19 protein-coding genes and 1 tRNA gene are annotated in these 17,054 nt (G+C 69.7%); 10 read left to right on the top strand and 10 right to left on the bottom strand.

All coding sequences use genetic code 11. The annotated features are described in order from the left end of the window. Positions 1 to 15: 15 nt before the first annotated feature. The 4 genes from FHX33_RS03650 (at position 16) to FHX33_RS03635 (ending at position 3,355) form a co-directional block, all read left to right on the top strand. A complete protein-coding gene (locus tag FHX33_RS03650) occupies positions 16 to 1,281 on the top strand; it encodes an MFS transporter (RefSeq protein WP_021762384.1) in 1,266 nt (421 codons plus the stop codon). A gap of 88 nt (positions 1,282 to 1,369) precedes the next feature. Continuing rightward, positions 1,370 to 2,407: an LLM class flavin-dependent oxidoreductase gene (locus FHX33_RS03645; protein ID WP_039921727.1), complete on the top strand. Its 1,038-nt coding sequence runs from the start codon at positions 1,370 to 1,372 to the stop codon at positions 2,405 to 2,407. 18 nt (positions 2,408 to 2,425) lie between these two features. Continuing rightward, positions 2,426 to 2,507, top strand: a tRNA-Leu gene (locus FHX33_RS03640). Between the two features lie 140 nt (positions 2,508 to 2,647). Then, the gene (locus FHX33_RS03635; protein ID WP_021762386.1) at positions 2,648 to 3,355 is read left to right on the top strand and encodes a DedA family protein; all 708 of its coding nucleotides are present in this window, start codon (positions 2,648 to 2,650) and stop codon (positions 3,353 to 3,355) included. A 14-nt stretch (positions 3,356 to 3,369) separates the two neighbouring features. On the opposite strand, the gene FHX33_RS03630 is transcribed toward FHX33_RS03635, so the two are convergent. From FHX33_RS03630 to murI, 4 genes are all read right to left on the bottom strand, one after another. Beyond that, positions 3,370 to 4,272 (bottom strand): cation diffusion facilitator family transporter, encoded by a 903-nt coding sequence (locus FHX33_RS03630; RefSeq protein WP_021762387.1) that lies wholly within the window; start codon positions 4,270 to 4,272, stop codon positions 3,370 to 3,372. 69 nt (positions 4,273 to 4,341) lie between these two features. Continuing rightward, a complete protein-coding gene (gene rdgB, locus FHX33_RS03625) occupies positions 4,342 to 4,932 on the bottom strand; it encodes an RdgB/HAM1 family non-canonical purine NTP pyrophosphatase (RefSeq protein ID WP_021762388.1) in 591 nt (196 codons plus the stop codon). A gap of 5 nt (positions 4,933 to 4,937) precedes the next feature. After that, a complete protein-coding gene (gene rph, locus FHX33_RS03620) occupies positions 4,938 to 5,678 on the bottom strand; it encodes a ribonuclease PH (protein ID WP_021762389.1) in 741 nt (246 codons plus the stop codon). 28 nt (positions 5,679 to 5,706) lie between these two features. Next, the gene (gene murI, locus FHX33_RS03615) at positions 5,707 to 6,525 is read right to left on the bottom strand and encodes a glutamate racemase (RefSeq protein WP_021762390.1); all 819 of its coding nucleotides are present in this window, start codon (positions 6,523 to 6,525) and stop codon (positions 5,707 to 5,709) included. A 52-nt stretch (positions 6,526 to 6,577) separates the two neighbouring features. Between murI and FHX33_RS03610 the strand changes: the two genes are divergently transcribed. Then, complete coding sequence (locus tag FHX33_RS03610) at positions 6,578 to 7,888, top strand: nicotinate phosphoribosyltransferase (RefSeq protein WP_183428174.1); 1,311 nt, start codon at positions 6,578 to 6,580, stop codon at positions 7,886 to 7,888. Positions 7,889 to 7,925: 37 nt separating this feature from the next. Here FHX33_RS03610 and FHX33_RS03605 read toward each other — a convergent pair whose 3' ends face one another. From FHX33_RS03605 to FHX33_RS03595, 3 genes are read right to left on the bottom strand one after another with little or no spacing between them, the layout of a single operon-like run. After that, positions 7,926 to 8,204 carry a DUF3039 domain-containing protein gene (locus FHX33_RS03605; protein ID WP_021764578.1) on the bottom strand — a complete coding sequence of 93 codons (279 nt, stop codon included), beginning with the start codon at positions 8,202 to 8,204 and terminating at the stop codon, positions 7,926 to 7,928. 22 nt (positions 8,205 to 8,226) lie between these two features. Continuing rightward, positions 8,227 to 9,768, bottom strand: coding sequence for a hypothetical protein (locus tag FHX33_RS03600; protein ID WP_021764579.1), 1,542 nt, complete (start codon positions 9,766 to 9,768; stop codon positions 8,227 to 8,229). Between the two features lie 11 nt (positions 9,769 to 9,779). Next, positions 9,780 to 10,724, bottom strand: coding sequence for an ABC transporter ATP-binding protein (locus tag FHX33_RS03595; RefSeq protein ID WP_246311608.1), 945 nt, complete (start codon positions 10,722 to 10,724; stop codon positions 9,780 to 9,782). Between the two features lie 371 nt (positions 10,725 to 11,095). On the opposite strand from FHX33_RS03595, the gene FHX33_RS03590 reads away from it, so the two are divergent. The 4 genes from FHX33_RS03590 (at position 11,096) to FHX33_RS21340 (ending at position 13,919) form a co-directional block, all read left to right on the top strand. Further along, positions 11,096 to 11,788, top strand: a complete 693-nt coding sequence (locus tag FHX33_RS03590; protein ID WP_039922356.1) for a phosphocholine cytidylyltransferase family protein — start codon at positions 11,096 to 11,098, stop codon at positions 11,786 to 11,788. Positions 11,789 to 11,860: 72 nt separating this feature from the next. Continuing rightward, positions 11,861 to 12,727: an ABC transporter permease gene (locus FHX33_RS03585; protein ID WP_039922359.1), complete on the top strand. Its 867-nt coding sequence runs from the start codon at positions 11,861 to 11,863 to the stop codon at positions 12,725 to 12,727. Next, positions 12,728 to 13,462, top strand: a complete 735-nt coding sequence (locus FHX33_RS03580; protein WP_021763207.1) for an ABC transporter ATP-binding protein — start codon at positions 12,728 to 12,730, stop codon at positions 13,460 to 13,462. Between the two features lie 139 nt (positions 13,463 to 13,601). Continuing rightward, complete coding sequence (locus FHX33_RS21340) at positions 13,602 to 13,919, top strand: hypothetical protein (RefSeq protein WP_218876059.1); 318 nt, start codon at positions 13,602 to 13,604, stop codon at positions 13,917 to 13,919. A 63-nt stretch (positions 13,920 to 13,982) separates the two neighbouring features. Here FHX33_RS21340 and FHX33_RS03570 read toward each other — a convergent pair whose 3' ends face one another. Further along, positions 13,983 to 14,285, bottom strand: coding sequence for a helix-turn-helix domain-containing protein (locus FHX33_RS03570; protein WP_039922362.1), 303 nt, complete (start codon positions 14,283 to 14,285; stop codon positions 13,983 to 13,985). Positions 14,286 to 14,427: 142 nt separating this feature from the next. Between FHX33_RS03570 and FHX33_RS03565 the strand changes: the two genes are divergently transcribed. Continuing rightward, on the top strand, positions 14,428 to 15,351 hold the full coding sequence (locus tag FHX33_RS03565) for a hypothetical protein (protein WP_021763210.1): 924 nt from the start codon (positions 14,428 to 14,430) through the stop codon (positions 15,349 to 15,351). 7 nt (positions 15,352 to 15,358) lie between these two features. On the opposite strand, the gene FHX33_RS03560 is transcribed toward FHX33_RS03565, so the two are convergent. Next, complete coding sequence (locus FHX33_RS03560; protein ID WP_021763211.1) at positions 15,359 to 16,243, bottom strand: glycosyltransferase family 2 protein; 885 nt, start codon at positions 16,241 to 16,243, stop codon at positions 15,359 to 15,361. Continuing rightward, positions 16,236 to 17,054 (bottom strand): CDP-alcohol phosphatidyltransferase family protein, encoded by an 819-nt coding sequence (locus tag FHX33_RS03555; RefSeq protein WP_021763212.1) that lies wholly within the window; start codon positions 17,052 to 17,054, stop codon positions 16,236 to 16,238. The genes FHX33_RS03560 and FHX33_RS03555 overlap by 8 nt, the downstream gene beginning before the upstream one ends.

Below are 17,054 nucleotides of genomic sequence, written 5' to 3'. Positions count from 1 at the left end.
TACGGTGTTAAGGAGATGACTTCCGACGAGCGCCCCTTCAGCTTCCGCTCCGTCGCCCTCGCGGCCTTCCTTCCGACGCTCCTCTTCTCCATCGGAGAGGGCGCGATCATCCCGATCATCCCGATCGCCGCCGGCAACCTCGGCGCCTCGCTCGCGATGGCCGGATTCATCGCGTCCATGGTGATGCTGGGCGAGCTGGCGGGCGACATCCCGAGCGGCTGGGTGGTGTCGCGCTTCGGCGAGCGCCGCTCGATGATCGCCGCGGCGCTGGTCGCGATCGGGGGCATCGCGGTGTGCCTGCTCGCGCCGAACTACTGGGTCCTGATGGTGGGGATCTTCCTCGTCGGTCTCGCGACGGCGGTATTCGCGCTCGCGCGGCACGCCTTCATGACGACCTACGTCCCGCAGCGGTATCGCGCGCGGGCGCTCTCCACGCTCGGCGGGATCTTCCGCTGCGGCTGGTTCGTCGGGCCGCTGATCGCCTCCGGCATCATCGCGCTGACCGGATCGACGCAGTCGGTGTTCTGGATCTTCGTCGTCGGCTGCGTCGGCGCGGTGATCGTGCTGGTCGCCCTGCCCGATCCGGAGAAGATGTTCGGGCCGAGCCCGCGCACGACCGACGCCGCGGGCGACCGCGTGACCGCCGGCGAGGAGGAGGCCGAGGAGCGGACGCACGGTCTGTTCCAGACCATCTGGGCGTTCCGGGCCATCCTGGTCCGGATGGGCTCCGGCGTCGCGCTGGTGAGCGCGGTGCGCTCGGCCCGGACCGTGCTCCTCCCCCTGTGGGCGGTGTCGATCGGGCTCAGCGAGGCCAACACCGCGCTGATCATCGGCATCGCCGGTGCCGTCGACTTCGCACTGTTCTATGCCAGCGGCCAGATCATGGACCGCTTCGGGCGGATGTGGAGCGCCATCCCGTCGATGATCGGGCTGGGACTCGGCTTCCTGGCGCTGTCGTTCACGCACGACCTGGACGCCCGCGTCGCCTGGTACATCGGCGTCTCCCTCTTCCTGTCGATGGCGAACGGGATCGGGTCGGGGATCGTGATGACCCTCGGCGCCGACCTGGCTCCGCGCGATGCACCGGCGGCTTTCCTCGGGGCGTGGCGATTCTCCAGCGATGCGGGCCAGGCGGCCGCTCCACTCGTGGTCTCGCTGCTCACCGCCGTCGTCTCCATCTCGTTCGCGGGCGGGGTGATGGGTGTGCTCGGCCTGCTCGGCGCCGGGATGCTCGCGCGCTACATCCCGCGCTATGTGCCCCGCAAGGTCCGCACGGCCTGACCGGGGCCTGCGCGACGGAGGGACGCGGGAATAGGCTCGGCGCCGAGGCCGTTCGGCTTCATGCAAACGCATGAATGTGAGGACTGACATGGCGACCAGGATCGAACTCGGGATCGACACCTTCGGAGACGTCACGCGCGACGCCGACGGCGCACCGCTGAGCCACGCGCAGGTGCTGCGCAACGTGGTCGAGGAGGGCGTGCTGGCCGACCAGGTCAGGCTCGACTTCATCGGCGTCGGCGAGCACCACCGCGAGGACTTCGCCGTCTCGGCCCCGGAGGTCGTGCTCGCCGCGATCGCAGGCCGCACCGAGCGAATCCACCTCGGCTCGGCGGTCACCGTCCTGAGCTCGGACGACCCCGTGCGGGTCTTCCAGCGCTTCGCGACCCTCGACGGCGTCTCGAACGGGCGCGCCGAGGTCATCCTGGGGCGCGGCTCCTTCATCGAGTCGTTCCCCCTCTTCGGCCTCGACCTCGGGCAGTACGAGGAGCTCTTCGAGGAGAAGCTGAACCTCTTCGCCGAGCTGCGCAAGCAGGAGCCGGTGACCTGGGAGGGCAGTCTGCGCCCCTCGCTCACCGGGCAGTCGGTCTACCCGCACCTGGAGAACGGCCCCCTGAAGACCTGGATCGGCGTCGGCGGCAGCCCCGAGTCGGTCGTGCGCGCCGCCCACTACGGCCTCCCCCTGATGCTGGCGATCATCGGCGGCGGCCCGATGCGCTTCCAGCCGCTCGCCGAGCTCTACCGCAAGGCGCTCGACCAGTTCGGGCAGGACACCACCCTCCCGATCGGCGTGCACTCCCCCGGCTTCATCGCCGCGACCGACGAGGAGGCCAAGGAGATCCTGTGGCCGCACTACGAGGCGATGACCAACCGGATCGGCCGGGAACGCGGTTGGCCGCCGGCGTCGCGCGCCCGCTTCGAGCACGAGGCCGGGGAGGACGGCGCCCTCGTCGTCGGCTCGCCCGAAACGGTCGCACAGAAGATCGCCTACACGGCCCGCGGTCTCGGCATCGAGCGGTTCGACCTCAAGATCAGCAACGGGACGCTCGGGCACGACCACCTGATGCGCGCCATCGAGCTGTACGGCACCGAGGTCGCCCCGCGCGTGCATGAGCTATTGTCGTAGCCGCGCCCAGCGCGCGCCGCGGGAGTGGTGAAACTGGCAGACACGCAGGATTTAGGTTCCTGTGCTTCACGGCGTGAGGGTTCGAGTCCCTTCTCCCGCACATCAGGCCGTCGGTCCGGCAAAGACGCCGCACAGTCAGACCACAGGATGATCTTCGGCCGCGCGGTGAGAATTCGCACGGTTCGTGCAGCTTCCGGACACTAAACTCGGCTCCGTACCCCGAACCCCGTCTGGAGCGTCTTGATCCATCACGCCGGCCTCATCCCGTGGCTCGACCCGAACACCATCATCACGGCCGCCGGGCCGTGGGCGCTCGTCGTCGTCTGCGGCATCATCTTCGCCGAGACCGGGCTCCTGATCGGTTTCCTGCTCCCGGGTGACACACTGCTCGTCATCTCCGGCCTGCTGACCCACACGTCGCTCGTGTTCGGCGTCGACATCTGGTGGGTCTGCCTGGCGATCGCGTTCGCCGCGTTCCTCGGCGGTGAGGTCGGCTATCTGATCGGGCACAAGGCGGGGCCGAGGGTGTTCGAACGCCGGGAGAGCGGCCTCTTCAGCATGGAGAACGTGCGCCGCACGAACGCCTTCTTCGACCGCTTCGGGGCCCTCGCGATCATCCTGGCCCGCTTCGTCCCCATCGTGCGCACGTTCGCTCCGGTCGCCGCCGGTGTCGGGCACATGAACTACAAGAAGTACTCGCTGTACAACGCCATCGGTGCCCTCATCTGGGGCGCGGGTCTGACGCTCTTCGGGTACCTCATCGGCTACATCCCGCCAGTCGCGAAATTCGTGTCGAGCTACATCGACATCATCCTCATCGGGGCGGTGGTCATCACGCTCATCCCGACGCTGTTCCACTACTTCCAGTCACTGCGCAAGGCGAAGAAGAAGCGTCTCGCGGAGGCCGACGAGGCCGCTGCTCACCCCGCGCCGACCCCCGAGGTCTGAGACCGCGCTCGCGGCTACCGGTGGAACTCGTCCTCGTGCTCGGCGTGCTCGGCGGGCTCCAGCTGGAAGGTCGAGTGCTCGACGTCGAAGTGCTCCGTGAGGCAGCCCGACAGCTCGTCCAGCAGGGCACCCGTCCCGCCTGAGCGGAACACCTCCGGCTCGACCACCACGTGCGCCGTGAACACCGGCGCCCCCGAGGTGATCGCCCAGACGTGCACGTCGTGCACGGCCACGACGCCCTTCGTCCGCAGGATGTGGTCCCGGATCTGGGCGACGTCGGTGTCCGCGGGCGCGGACTCGCTCAGCACGTGCACCACATCGCGCAGGAGCAGGTAGGCGCGCGGCACGATGAAGGCCGCGATCAGCAGCGAGGCGATCGCGTCCGCCGGAGCGAACCCCGTCGTCATGATCACTACGGCGGCGACGATGACGGTGATGGATCCGATCAGGTCGCCGAAGACCTCCAGGTACGCCCCGCGCATGTTGATCGAGTGCCCGGCCGCCGGCCGCAGCAGGAGCAGCGCGACCAGGTTCGCGACCAGGCCGATCGCCGCGACGATGAGCATGGGGCCGCTGTGGACCTCCGTCTCCCCGCCGGTCAGACGCCCGATCGCGCCGATCGCGACGCCGACCGCGACGACCAGCAGGATCAATCCGTTGATGAGGGCACCGAAGACCTCGGCCCGGCGGTAGCCGAACGTCTGGCGGTCGGTCGCCGGGCGCGCGGCCACGATCGTCGCCACCAGCGCCACGATGAGGCCGGTGAGGTCGCTCAGCATGTGACCGGCATCGGCGAGCAGCGCGAGCGAGCCGCTCAACCAGGCGCCGACGATCTCCACGACCAGCACCGTCGAGACGATGCCGATCGCGATCAGGAGGCGGTTGCGGTTGGCGGAATGCCCGTGGTCGTGACTCATCGCTTCTACGGTAGACACACTGCCGCTCGCGAAGCCAGCGATCGCGCTAGATAGGAATGAGTGCCGTTCTCAGCTGGCGAGCGCGCGCAGCGCGGGGACGATCGCGGCGAACGCCCGAGCGCGGTGGCTCTCGCGATTCTTCACGTCCGGCCCCAGCTCCGCCGCGGTCCCGTCGTGCCCCTCGGGAACGAAGATCGGGTCGTAGCCGTGCCCGTGGCCGCCCCGGGCGTGGCGGGCGATGCTGCCCGGCCAGACGCCCTCGACGATCACCGGCTCCTCCCCCGGCACGACGAGCGCCAGGGTCGCCGTGAAGTGCGCCGTGCGGGAGCCCTCCGGCATGTCGGAGAGCTGGTCGAGCAGCAGCTGCAGGTTCGCCTCCGCGTCGCCGTGGTGCCCGGCCCAGCGCGCCGAGAAGATGCCGGGCGAGCCGCCCATCACGTCCACACAGATGCCGGAATCGTCCGCCAGCGCGGGCAGGCCGGTGTGCTCGGCCGCTGCGCGCGCCTTGATCAAGGCGTTGGCGGCGAAGGTGGAGCCGTCCTCGACGGGCTCCGGACCGTCGTAGCGGACGATCTCGAGCCCGGGCACGGCGTCGCCGAGGATCTGCTGGAACTCCAGCGCCTTGTGGGCGTTGTGGGTGGCGAGGACGACGCGGACCATCCGGCTCAGGCCTTCTCGCCCAGCGCCGCGGTCTGGATGCCCGCGAGCTCGGTCGTGCCGAGGAGCGCGAGGTCGAGCAGCGAGTTCAGCTCGTCGCGGTCGAAGGGCGCGCCCTCCGCGGTGCCCTGCACCTCGACGAACAGGCCACGGCCTGTGACGACGACGTTCATGTCGGTCTCGGCGCGCACATCCTCCACGTAGGCGAGGTCGAGCATCGGCGTGCCGTCGATGATCCCGACCGAGACCGCCGACACGGAGTCGATCAGCGGGGTCGCCTTCTGGCCGATGAAGCGGTGCTCGCGGCCCCACTCCAGCGCGTCGGCGAGTGCGACGTAGGCGCCGGTGATCGCGGCCGTGCGCGTCCCGCCGTCGGCCTGCAGCACGTCGCAGTCGAGCACGATGGTGTTCTCGCCCAGCGCCTTCATGTCGACGACGGCCCGCAGGCTGCGGCCGATCAGGCGGCTGATCTCGTGGGTCCGGCCGCCGACCTTGCCCTTGACGGCCTCGCGGTCCATCCGGTCGTTGGTCGAGCGCGGGAGCATCGCGTACTCGGCGGTGACCCAGCCGCGGCCCTTGCCGGCCATCCAGCGCGGCACGCCGTTGGTGAACGAGGCGGTGCAGAGCACGCGGGTCTCCCCGAAGGAGATCAGGGCCGATCCCTCCGCCTGCTTGCTCCAGCCGCGCTCGATGGTGATCGGGCGGAGCTGATCGGCGGTGCGCCCGTCGGCGCGGATGATGTCGGTCACGTGGATCTCCTCGTGTGGTGTGGGTGGATCAGAGCGGAAGGTCGATCACGCCGGTCTGCACCAGGTCGACCCGGGAGACCTCCGGACCGATGAAGCGGTGCGCGAGGCGCAGGAAGTTGTCGGCGTCGAGACCGGTCGCCTCGTAGTGGATGGTCGGCGGCTCCGCGGAGCGACGCTCCAGGCCACTGACGACGAGCGTGCGGTAGACGTCCTTGGCGGTCTCGGTGTCGCTCGAGACGAGGGAGACCCCCTCGCCCATGACGTACGAGATGGCGCCCTTCAGGAACGGGTAGTGCGTGCAGCCGAGGACGAGCGTGTCCACGTCGGCCTCCCGGAGCGGCTGGAGGTACTCGGCCGTGACGCGCAGGACCTCGTCGCCGCTGGTGATCCCCGCCTCCACGAACTCCACGAACCGCGGGCACGCCTGCGTGAACAGCTGCAGGGTCGGCGCGGCGGCGAACGCGTCCTCGTAGGCGCGGGAGGCGATGGTCCCGACGGTCCCGATGACGCCCACGCGGCCGGTGCGGGTGGCGGCGACCGCGCGGCGCACGGCGGGCTGGATGACCTCGATGACCGGCACCGAGTAGCGCTCGCGGGCGTCGCGGAGCATCGCGGACGAGGCCGTGTTGCACGCGATCACGAGCAGCTTGACGCCCTGCTCGACGAGCAGGTCAAGGACCTCCAGGGAGTAGCGCCGGACGTCCGCGATCGGCTTCGGGCCGTACGGGGAGTGCGCGGTGTCGCCGATGTAGAGGATCGACTCGTTCGGGAGCTGGTCGCGGATCGCGCGGGCGACCGTGAGCCCGCCGACTCCCGAGTCGAAGATCCCAATCGGCGCATCCGTCACAGCGATCCAGCCTACCCCGCCGTCCGCGACGGCACGCCGCTAGGCTGATCGCGTGACCGAGTCATCCGCGCTCCTGACCGACCGTTACGAGCTCACCATGATCGATGCGGCCCTGCTGAAGGGCACGCACGACCGGGAGTGCGTCTTCGAGGCCTTCACCCGGCGGCTGCCCGCCGGGCGCCGGTACGGCGTGCTCGCGGGCACCGGGCGCCTCCTGGAGCTGCTGCAGGAGTTCCGCTTCCGCGACGAGGAGCTGGACTACCTCCGCGACAACTCCGTGGTGCGCAGCGAGACGCTGGACTGGCTCGCCGGATACCGCTTCTCGGGGACGATCAGCGGCTACCGCGAGGGCGAGGTGTTCTTCCCCGGCTCCCCGTTCCTGGTCGTCGACGCTCCGTTCGCCGAGGGAGTGGTGCTCGAGACGCTCATCCTCAGCGTCTTCAACTACGACTCGGCCGTCGCCTCCGCCGCCGCCCGCATGGTCTCGGCCGCCGGCGGGCGCCCGCTCGCCGAGATGGGCTCCCGGCGCGCCAACGAGCGCAGCGCCGTCGCCGCGGCACGGGCCGCGTACATCGCCGGCTTCGGTGCGACCTCGAACCTCGAGGCCGGCCGCACGTGGGGCGTCCCGACCATGGGGACCGCCGCCCACGCCTTCACGCTCCTTCACGACAGCGAGGAGGACGCGTTCCGGGCGCAGGTCGACGCGCTCGGCCCGGGGACCACCCTCCTCGTCGACACCTACGACGTGGACCAGGCGATCGAGACGGCCGTGAAGGTCGCCGGGCCGGAGCTCGGCGCCGTCCGGCTCGACTCGGGCGACCTCCCCAAGCTCGTCCGCCGCGTGCGGGACAAGCTGGACGGCCTCGGCGCGACGAAGACCCGGATCACGGTCACGAACGACCTCGACGAATTCACCATCGCCGCGCTCGCGGCCTCGCCCGTCGACTCCTACGGCGTGGGGACATCCGTCGTCACAGGATCCGGATCCCCCGCCTCCGGGATGGTCTACAAGCTGGTCGCACACCGCTCGGCCGACGGGACGGGCGACTGGGTGCCGGTGGCGAAGAAGTCGGACGGCAAAGCGAGCGTCGGAGGCCGCAAGCACCCGGTGCGGCGTCTCGACGACCGCGGGGTGGCCGTGGCCGAGGTCGTGCACATCGTCGAGAGCGGGGACCGCCCCGACGACACCGGGCGCGACCTCCTCGTGCCCCTGGTCACCGACGGCGAGGTGCACCCCGAGCATCTCGGCGCCGAGGGGACGCGCCGCGCGCGAGAGCACCGCGAGCTCGCGATGCGGGAGCTGCCGGAGCAGGCGTTCCGCGTGAGCCGCGGCGATCCGGTGCTTCCGACGATCTTCGCCTGAGCGCCACCGGCTGCGCGCCGGAGCCGCTCGCGCCCGTCTACTCGTCGCGGAGCTTGGCGTAGATCTCTTTGCAGGTCGGGCAGACGGGGAACTTCTCCGGATCGCGTCCGGGCGTCCACATCTTGCCGCACAGCGCCTTCACCGGCTTGCCGGTGATCGCCGACTCGAGGATCTGCTCCTTCTTCACGTAGTGCGAGAAGCGCTCGTGGTCGCCCGGCTCGACGTTCTGGAGGAGCTCCTCGAGCTCGCGGTCCAGCGTCGCCGCGCCGCCGCCCGAGGGCAGGCCGCCTGGTTCGGAGATGCTCGCCTCGTTCATCGTTCCAGTGTAGACGCGCGGCTCAGCCGTTGCGCGTGGCGAAGGCCATCAGCTCCGGACCGCGACGGTCGAACAACCGGGCGCCCGCCCACAGCCCCGCGAAGAGCGAGACGAAGCCGATGACCACCGCGACGATCGGAGCGATCCCGAGCCAGAACGGGCTGACGGTCAGGCCCAGCACCAGGAAGACGATGACCGGGGAGGCCAGGATCAGGATCGCGAAGAAGCTGAGCGACTGCACGAGCGCCGCCGACGCACCGGAGGTCTGGGGCTGCGTGAACGCGCTGTCCCCCGGCTTCGTCGCCGGGTACGGGAAGAGCACCGACGAGATCGACGAGAGTCCGAGGCCGATCACCAGGATCGCGCCGCTCAAGGCGGCGACCGCCGGCAGGAGCGCCCAGTCCCCGTAGGCGATCACCGTCGCGATCGAGCCGATGGCGATCACCGGGATCCCCACGACGACGGGCGGGAAGAGCCGCCCCACGCGGTCGGCGATGCCCTTGGTGCCAGAGACGACGTGCAGCCAGATGGCCGTGCCGTCGAAGGCGATGTCGTTGTGGATGCTCCAGCCGAGGAACAGGCACACCAGCGGCAGCGGCACGAGGGAGACGTAGTGGGCCGGCAGGCCGGCGAGGAGCAGGGCGACGAGCACGAAGACCGGGATGACCGGGATCATCACCAGCGACACCCAGTAGCGGGGGTCGCGCCCCCAATACGTCATGGAACGTGCGGCGATCGCCGCGGTCGGGCCGCCGTGCAGCCGGCCGAACCAGCCGGTGCCGTGGTACGACTTCACCCGAGATTGCCGCGGAGGGCTCACCAGGACGGTGCGGACCAGCACATCCCACACCAGCCAGAGCGCACCGGCCGTGGCGGCGGCGATGAGCAGCTGGAGCAGTGCGGTGCCCCAGTCGCCGGCAGCGGCCGCGCCGGGAGCGCCCCAGACGGCGCCGAGCGGCGTCCAGGCCAGCCAGGAGGCCGTCGCATGGAGGGAGGCCAGGCCGTCGCGACCCCAGTCGACCGTCACGAGCAGCAGGATGGCGGGCGCGAGCAGGACCAGCAGCAGGGCGGCGACGACGCCGCCTGCCTCGCGCGAGCGGCGCGTCGCGAGCAGGAACGATGCCAGCGCCGTCGACACGCGCGACGCCAGGACGCAGGTGAGCACGACGAGGGCGGCGCAGATCACGGCGACCAGCGTCGTGCCCGGATCCCGGGACCAGGTGACCACGGTCGCCGCGCTGCAGATGATGAGCACGAACGAGGGGATGCCGATCAGCCCCGCGAGGAGGAGCCCCGTCGACAGCACGCGGTTCGGGATGCCGAACAGTGCGAACTTGCGCGGGTCGAGCGAGTCGTCGACGCCGAACATCAGCGGGAGCAGCAGGAAGCCCACCACCACGATCGCACCGAGCACGACGAGCACGTCGCGTACCGCGCCGACGTCGGGCACCAGCCGCGCAGCGATCAGAGCCGCGACCGCGAGCACCGTGATGAAGCCGCCGTACACGACGCCGAGCACCAGTCCGAACACCTGCCAGGGGCTGCGCCGGAAGGCGTTGGCCATCAGCCGGACTTTCAGTCCGAGAAACTGTGCAACCACTCCATGCCCTCCGCTGCCTTGCGCCCCCCGGCGAGGTCGACGAACCGCTCTTCGAGCGTCTGCTCGCCGCGCACCTCGTCGATCGTTCCGGATGCGAGGACCTGCCCGCGGACGATGATGGCGACGCTGTCGCAGACGCGCTGGATCATGTCCATGCCGTGACTGGACAGGACGACCGTGCCGCCGGCCGCCGTGTAGCGCTGGAGGATGTCGACCACGTTGGCCGCGGAGACCGGGTCGACGGACTCGAAGGGCTCGTCGAGCACCAGGAGGCGCGGCGAGTGGATCATCGCGGCCGCCAGGGCGATCTTCTTGGTCATGCCGGCCGAGTAGTCCGTCACGAGCCGGTCGAGGGCGTCCTCGATGCCGAAGGCGGCGGCCAGATCGCCCGAGCGCGCGCGCACCGTCTTCGCGCTGAGACCGCGCAGCGTGCCCGCGTACTGCAGGAACTGGGCACCCGTGAGACGGTCGAACAGCCGCAGCCGGTCGGGCAGGACGCCGATCACGTGCTTGGCGCGCACCGGCTCGGCCCACGCGTCCACGCCGTGTACGACGACGGAGCCGGCGTCGGGGCGCAGGAGGCCCGTGATCATGGAGAGGGTCGTGGTCTTGCCCGCGCCATTGGGACCGACGATGCCGTAGAAGGATCCCTCGCGGACATCGAGGCTGACGTCGTCGACGGCGACGGTGTCGCCGAAGCGCTTGCGGAGGCCGGCGACCGCCAGCACGGTCGGACGCGGGTCCGGCACCGGCTCGCTCTTCGCAGCGCTCGTGGCGCGCGTCTTGGCGGTCGTGCTCCGCTTGCGCGGCGCACGCGTGCTCGTGCCCGCCGCGGCCGCAGCGGTCTTCGCCGGCGTGCGCCGGGGCGCCGACCGCGGCTTCGCCGGAGCGTCCGCCCCGTCCGTGCTGCTGTCCGTCATACTCTCCCCCGTGTCCCCCTGGACGATCATGCGCTCGACGGGGACGACCGTGCCCTCGACGGGCTCGGCGTCGTCCTGCTGCGCACGCTCGAAACTCACCCCGCTAACGTACCAAGACGCTCGGCCTTGGGGAGCCCTCTGGGCGATTCCGGCGCGATGCGGGACCTCTGAAACACCTGTGAGGTACATAACGACCCCACAACGACATCCGTCAACCCCTGCCCCCGGACAGGGGCCCTCGCTATTCTGGTCGAGGCATGAAGGGGTGTCGATACGCGTAAGCGCGGATGAACCCTGGGTGAACCATCCCAGTCCCGGCGGACAGCTATGAAGCTGCATCGCCCGCCCGTGCGGATACCAAGGAGATGATTGTGACGACCCAGGTAGTGATCCTCGCGGCCGGGATGGGCAGCCGCCTCGGCCGCAGCCTTCCGAAGCCGCTGACCGAGCTGAACGACGGCCGCACGATCATGCAGCAGCAGTTCGACAACATCCACGCCGCCTTCGGCAAGGACGCCAAGGTCACGATCGTCGTCGGCTACAAGCTCGAGCACATCATCGAGGCGTTCCCCGACGCCGAGTTCGTCTACAACGAGCAGTACGACCAGACGAACACCTCCAAGAGCCTCATGCGCGCCCTGCAGGCCTCCGCACCCGGCGGCGTGCTCTGGATGAACGGCGACGTCGTGTTCGACCCGGCCGTCCTCGTCCGCGGCGCCGCGATGGTGAACCGCGACCAGACCTTCGTGACCGTCAACACCTCGTCGGTCGCCGACGAGGAGGTCAAGTACACGACCGGCCCCGAGGGCTACATCAACGAGCTCTCCAAGACCGTCAAGGGCGGGCTGGGCGAGGCCGTCGGCATCAACTACATCTCGAGCACCGACAAGGCCGCGCTCCTGCGTCAGCTGCAGCGCGTCGCAGACCAGGACTACTTCGAGCGCGGCATCGAGCTCGCCATCGAGCAGGACCGTCTCCTGGTCGAGCCCGTCGACATCTCCGACCTGTACGCCGTCGAGGTCGACTTCCAGGAGGACCTGGAGCGCGCGAATCTTTTCGTGTAGTCGTCGCTGCGTGAACGTGTCACGCAGCTTCGATCAATACGATGGGTGATCGTGACCAGTTCTTCGCTTGAGGTGCGCCCTGCGCAGCGGACGCGTTTCACGCGCTACCGGCACTCTCTCTGGCTGCTGACGAAGCGCGACCTCCGCGTCCGCTACTCGACCAGCGCCCTCGGCTACCTGTGGTCGATCCTGGATCCGCTCGTGATGAGCGGCATCTACTGGTTCGTCTTCACGGTGATCTTCCACCGCGGCGTCGGCGAGGATCCGTACATCGTGTTCCTCCTCGCGGCGCTGCTGCCGTGGATGTGGTTCAACGGCGCGGTCTCGGACAGCACGCGCGCGTTCCTGCGCGAGGCCAAGCTCATCCGCTCGACGATGATCCCCCGGACGATCTGGGTCAACCGGATCGTCGCCTCCAAGGGCATCGAGTTCCTCCTGTCGCTGCCGGTGCTCGCGGTGTTCGCGATCGCCACCGGCGCGAAGGTGAACATCGACATCCTGCTGTTCCCCCTGGCGGTGATCATCCAGACCGTCCTCACCGTGGGCATCGGTTTGCTGATCGCGCCCCTCGTGGTGCTGTTCCGCGACCTCGAACGTGTGGTGAAGCTCGCTCTGCGGTTCCTGTTCTACGCGTCGCCCATCATTTACAGCGCCCGTGACCTCCCCGGCGGCTGCGGCGGCGCGACGGTGGCGGCCAAGCACTGCGCCGCCTACGTCGCCGCGAATCCCGGCGCGCAGGCCGACACCCTGTTCTCCTTGCACTTCTGGTCGGCGTTCAACCCGCTGACGGGCATTTTCAGCCTGTACCGGGCCACGTTCTTCGCCCAGGAGCTCGACTGGTTCCTCGTCGCCGTGAGCGCCGGGATGTCGCTGCTGATCCTGCTCATCGGCTGGCTCGTGTTCAAGCGCTTCGAGCGCGATGTGCTGAAGGAGATCTGAGTGGCCGCCGTCATCGATGTCAGCGGGCTGGGCGTACGTTTCCGCCGCAACCGCGGTGCGCGCCGGTCATTCAAGGATCTGTTCGCCTCGCGCGAGCGCCGCACCCGACCTGACGACTTCTGGCCGCTCCGCGACGTGTCCTTCCGCGTCGACGCAGGCGAGGCCATCGGGGTCGTCGGCCGCAACGGGCAGGGCAAGTCGACGCTGCTCAAGCTGGTCGCCGGCGTCCTGCTTCCCGACGAGGGCACCGTGCGCGTGCACGAGGGGGTGGCTCCGCTCATCGAGATCACGGGCGGGTTCGTCGACGACCTGACCGTGCGCGACAACGTGTACCTCACGGCCGGTCTCCACGGCATGACGCGGGCACAGATCGACGCGCGATTCGGCGAGATCATCGACTTCGCCGAGATCGGCGACTTCGTCGACACCCCGTACAAACATCTCTCCAGCGGCATGAAGGTGCGCATCGCCTTCTCCGTGATCTCGCAGCTGGAGGAGCCCGTGCTCCTGGTGGACGAGGTGCTCGCGGTCGGCGATCGCGGGTTCCGCGAGAAGTGCTATCGGCGCATCGACGAGCTCCTCGCCGGAGGCCGGACGCTGTTCTTCGTCTCGCACAACGAGAAGGACCTGCGCCGGTTCTGCGCCCGCGGACTCTACCTGGACAAGGGCCGGCTGGTGTTGGATGGACCGATCTCGGACGTCCTCGACCTGTACAACCAGGATTACGGAAGCTGACGAATTCCCTGATCAGGGCACCTTTCCTCGGAGGCATGAATCCCTCCACAGAAAGAATTCCGTCGAGTTGTCCACCGATGTGGCTTATCTGCCCGATGAGGGGCCGGGAGCGTCGGACGGGGTGGCTATCGTCGGCGGCATGAGAAACCTTCGCACCCTTCACAGCCCTCGTCCCGCACCCCGACTCCGGCGGCTCGCCTACCGGGTTCCGTGGAGCGTCGACCGCAGCACGGCGCCGCACTACCGACTCGTCAACACCAGCCGTGAGGTGCTCCGCGGCGTCAGCGTCAGCATCGCCGGCAGCTCTCGTCTGCAGGTCAGCGGGCCTGCCTCCGTCCGTCCCGGAGAGTCCGTCCGGGCGAGCCTGTCGGGCGGCGACCCTGCGCGCGACACCCTGCTCGTCGTCCGCTGGTTTCCGCCGGACGGCCGGGAGTACCTCTGGCAGATCGCCTTCTGACCGGCCCGTGCGGCGCAAGGAGCAGCCCCGGCCGTCTCCCGCGCCGCACGGACGGGCGGCGATTCAGCCTGCTGCGCGCTCCCGGGCCCGAAGGAAATCGGCCGCCGTGAGCACACCCAGGTCGTCTGGCAGATGCTCCGCGGTGATGCCATCCGTGAGCGCCGCCAGATCCTGACCGAGCACACTCGCGATGCGGAGCACGGTGAGGAAACTGGGATTGGCCGTACCACGCTCGATCTTGCCGAAATTGGTCACATGCATCTGGGCGAGCTCGGCGACAGCCTCCTGGCTGAGGCCGAGCTCCAGGCGGACGCTGCGGATCCGTTCTCCGAAGATGCGCGCGGCCGGCGAGAGTGGTTCGATCATCCACCTATTACTCATCACGAAGCCCTCGCGAGGCCAGAGCGCGAGGGCCTCCCACCCTCCAGCCTCAGGATGTAAGTGCATGAAACACAAGTATTGACAAGGGGTGCGGACGCTTCAGGTCCAGCGCCTACACTCGGTACCGATGGCCAAGAAGCAGCAACCGTATGTGTCCGTGACCGGCGGCGCACCGCAGGGTGGAGACACACCGCGGTTCGTCGATGCGACGCTCGACCGGTTCCTGGGGATCCAGCGCCCTGCGGTCGTGGCGCACCTGCGCACTCTGCGCCGACGGCATCCCGACGCGACCGGACCGGAGCTCGCGGCGATCCTCGAGCGCCGCTACCTGGCCGCCGTGACGACCGGTGGCGCGGCCGTGGGCGCGACCGCGGTGATCCCCGCGATCGGGACAGGGATCACGCTCGCGCTCTCCGGTCTCGAGACGGCGGGGTTCCTGGAGGCCACCGCACTCTACGCGCAGTCGCTGAGCGAACTCCACGGGATCGCGGTCGACGATCCTCAGCGCGCACGGGCGCTCGTGCTCACCATGATGCTCGGCCGGGAGGGGTCCGACCTGGTCCGCCAACTCGCCGGGCAGGTCGGTGGCGCGAGCGTGACGCGCACGGCGTACTGGGGCGAGCTCGTCACCTCCACGCTGCCGTCGATGGTCGTCGGACCGCTCGTCGATCGACTCAAGAGCGTCTTCGTGCGCCAGTTCGCCGTGCGCGGCGGCGCCGGGATGCTGGCGCGCGCCATCCCCTTCGGTGTCGGGGCGGTCATCGGCGGTGCCGGCAACAACATCCTCGGCCGGCGGGTCGTGCAGAATTCGCGCCTCGCCTTCGGCGCCGCACCGCTGCACATCCCCGAGGCGCTTCGGCCGGTGGACGGCCCCGGCGTCACACTGAGGCTGGGCCGGGCGACCAGCGCCCGCGTCCTGCGCGTCGGGACGGTCGTGCGAGGCGCGCTTCCCCGCCGCCGCGCCAAGGACGATCAGAAGCCTCTGCCCGAACTGGAGGCCGGGGCGGGAGTCGACGAGACCGAGGGACCCGAGCGGCCGGTCGCTCCCTGAGTCGCGCTCAGACGATCGGCGGTCGCCCGGCGCGCGTCATACGCCAGACGGTGCGCCAGCGGATCGGACGTCGCTCGCCCGGATCGGTCCGCCACCCCTCCCACCAGCCCGCGAACCACGCGCGGAGGACGGCGGGCTTGCGGAACCAGCGGAGCAACTGGATGCCCGTCCACGATCCGACATAGAGCGGCACGAGCACGGCGGGGAGATTCCTCCGCGCCAGCCAGACCCGGTTGCGGGCGTTGAGCCGATAGTAGTAGGCGTGGCGCGTGGGCGACACCGACGGGTGCTCGGCCAGCAGGTCGCCCGCGTACCAGACGCGGCGACCCTGGTCCCACACCTTCCAGGCGAGGTCGATCCCTTCGTGGGCGTAGAAGAACGGGTCGGCCCACCCTCCCGCGCGCTCGAACACCGCGCGCGGCAGGACGATCGCCGCTTCGAGCACCGAGAACACATTGCTCGACGTCGTGGGTTCGCCCTTGCGGATCCGAGGGATCCAGCGACGCGGCGAGTCTCCGCCGTCCGGGTCCGCGAGGCGCGGCTGCAGCATCCCGATCGACGGGTCGTCGGTGAGCGCTCGGATCGCGTCGGCGAGGAACCGCGGCGACGGGATGCTGGCGTCGTCGTCGAGGAAGAACAACCACTCCCCCTCCACCAGCGGTACGCCCTTGTTGCGACCGGCCGGGATGCCGATGTTCTCGGGCAGCGCCAGCGTCGCGACTCCCACGGGGAGCGGCGGATCCGCCGTGGCAGGGTCCCACCCGTTGCCGACGACCACGATGTCGATGCTGACCCCCTGCTGCGCCGCGACGGAGTCGAGACCGTGCCGGAGCTCGACGGGCCGCGTGCCCTGCGTGAGCACCACCACGCCGACCGAGGGCAGCTCAGCCACGGACGCGCCGGGAGGCCATGATCGCCACGAAGTGCCCGATGACCGCCAGGAGCGCGAGCGGCACGAGCACGGAGAGCAGGATGCGATCGGCGAGCACCGGGCCGATGAACAGTCCGACGATCGCGAAGACGAAGATCATGATGGTCAGCTCGACCGAGTGGTACAGGCGGTGGAACGGCAGGAACCGCGCAGCGCGGCGGAGCCGGGCGATCAGGCCGTTGGTCGGCGCGTAGGCGGCCTGGGTGTCCGCGAGCTTCGGGAGGCCGGCATTGGCGCGCGCGACCCTCACCATGTCGTTGAGGGCCTTGTTCAGCACGATGAGCAGGGCGAGCAGGGTGCCGAGGTTGGTCCAGAGGAAGTCCTGCGGAGCCTCGAACGGGAAGCCCGCGGCGCGGATGCCGAGCACGATGGCGATCAGCGTCTCCGTCGTGTAGTGGCCGACGTTGTCGAGGAAGATCCCGGCCGGTGAGGAGGTCTGGCGCCAGCGGGCGACCTCGCCGTCGCAGCAGTCCACCAGCATCTGCAGCTGGCCGAGGATGAGTGCGAGGGCCGCTCCGCCGATCCCGGGGATCAGCAGGCTCGCCGCCGTCGCCCAGCCCGTCAGGATCATCAGCCCGGTGACCCCGTTTGCAGAGATCGACGTCTTGAGCAGGATCCACGTGAGATATGGGGACAGGTTGCGCAGATACAGCGACGCCGTCCAATGCTCGGCGTTGCGTCGTCCGCGGACCTCCGGCGGCTGTGCGACGGCCCTCAGCTCGGCGATCGAGGCCGGTCGCGTGGTCCGCGGCCCGCTTCCCTGTGCTGACAT

Origin of the sequence: Leifsonia aquatica (assembly GCF_014190775.1) — a bacterium.
Classification (GTDB): Bacteria; Actinomycetota; Actinomycetes; order Actinomycetales; family Microbacteriaceae; genus Leifsonia; species Leifsonia aquatica.
This window is presented reverse-complemented; position numbering and strand designations above follow the sequence as displayed.

What these genes read in the sequence shown, in the direction of transcription:
- FHX33_RS21340 (WP_218876059.1), top strand. Translation starts at nt 13,602, where the DNA reads ATGAGAAACCTTCGCACCCTTCACAGCCCTCGTCCCGCACCCCGACTC.
- FHX33_RS03565 (WP_021763210.1), top strand. Translation starts at nt 14,428, where the DNA reads ATGGCCAAGAAGCAGCAACCGTATGTGTCCGTGACCGGCGGCGCACCG.
- FHX33_RS03630 (WP_021762387.1), bottom strand. Translation starts at nt 4,272, where the DNA reads ATGAGTCACGACCACGGGCATTCCGCCAACCGCAACCGCCTCCTGATC.
- FHX33_RS03645 (WP_039921727.1), top strand. Translation starts at nt 1,370, where the DNA reads ATGGCGACCAGGATCGAACTCGGGATCGACACCTTCGGAGACGTCACG.
- FHX33_RS03570 (WP_039922362.1), bottom strand. Translation starts at nt 14,285, where the DNA reads ATGATCGAACCACTCTCGCCGGCCGCGCGCATCTTCGGAGAACGGATC.
- FHX33_RS03555 (WP_021763212.1), bottom strand. Translation starts at nt 17,054, where the DNA reads ATGTCAGCACAGGGAAGCGGGCCGCGGACCACGCGACCGGCCTCGATC.
- FHX33_RS03605 (WP_021764578.1), bottom strand. Translation starts at nt 8,204, where the DNA reads ATGAACGAGGCGAGCATCTCCGAACCAGGCGGCCTGCCCTCGGGCGGC.
- FHX33_RS03600 (WP_021764579.1), bottom strand. Translation starts at nt 9,768, where the DNA reads ATGGCCAACGCCTTCCGGCGCAGCCCCTGGCAGGTGTTCGGACTGGTG.
- rdgB (WP_021762388.1), bottom strand. Translation starts at nt 4,932, where the DNA reads ATGGTCCGCGTCGTCCTCGCCACCCACAACGCCCACAAGGCGCTGGAG.
- FHX33_RS03595 (WP_246311608.1), bottom strand. Translation starts at nt 10,724, where the DNA reads ATGACGGACAGCAGCACGGACGGGGCGGACGCTCCGGCGAAGCCGCGG.
- FHX33_RS03650 (WP_021762384.1), top strand. Translation starts at nt 16, where the DNA reads ATGACTTCCGACGAGCGCCCCTTCAGCTTCCGCTCCGTCGCCCTCGCG.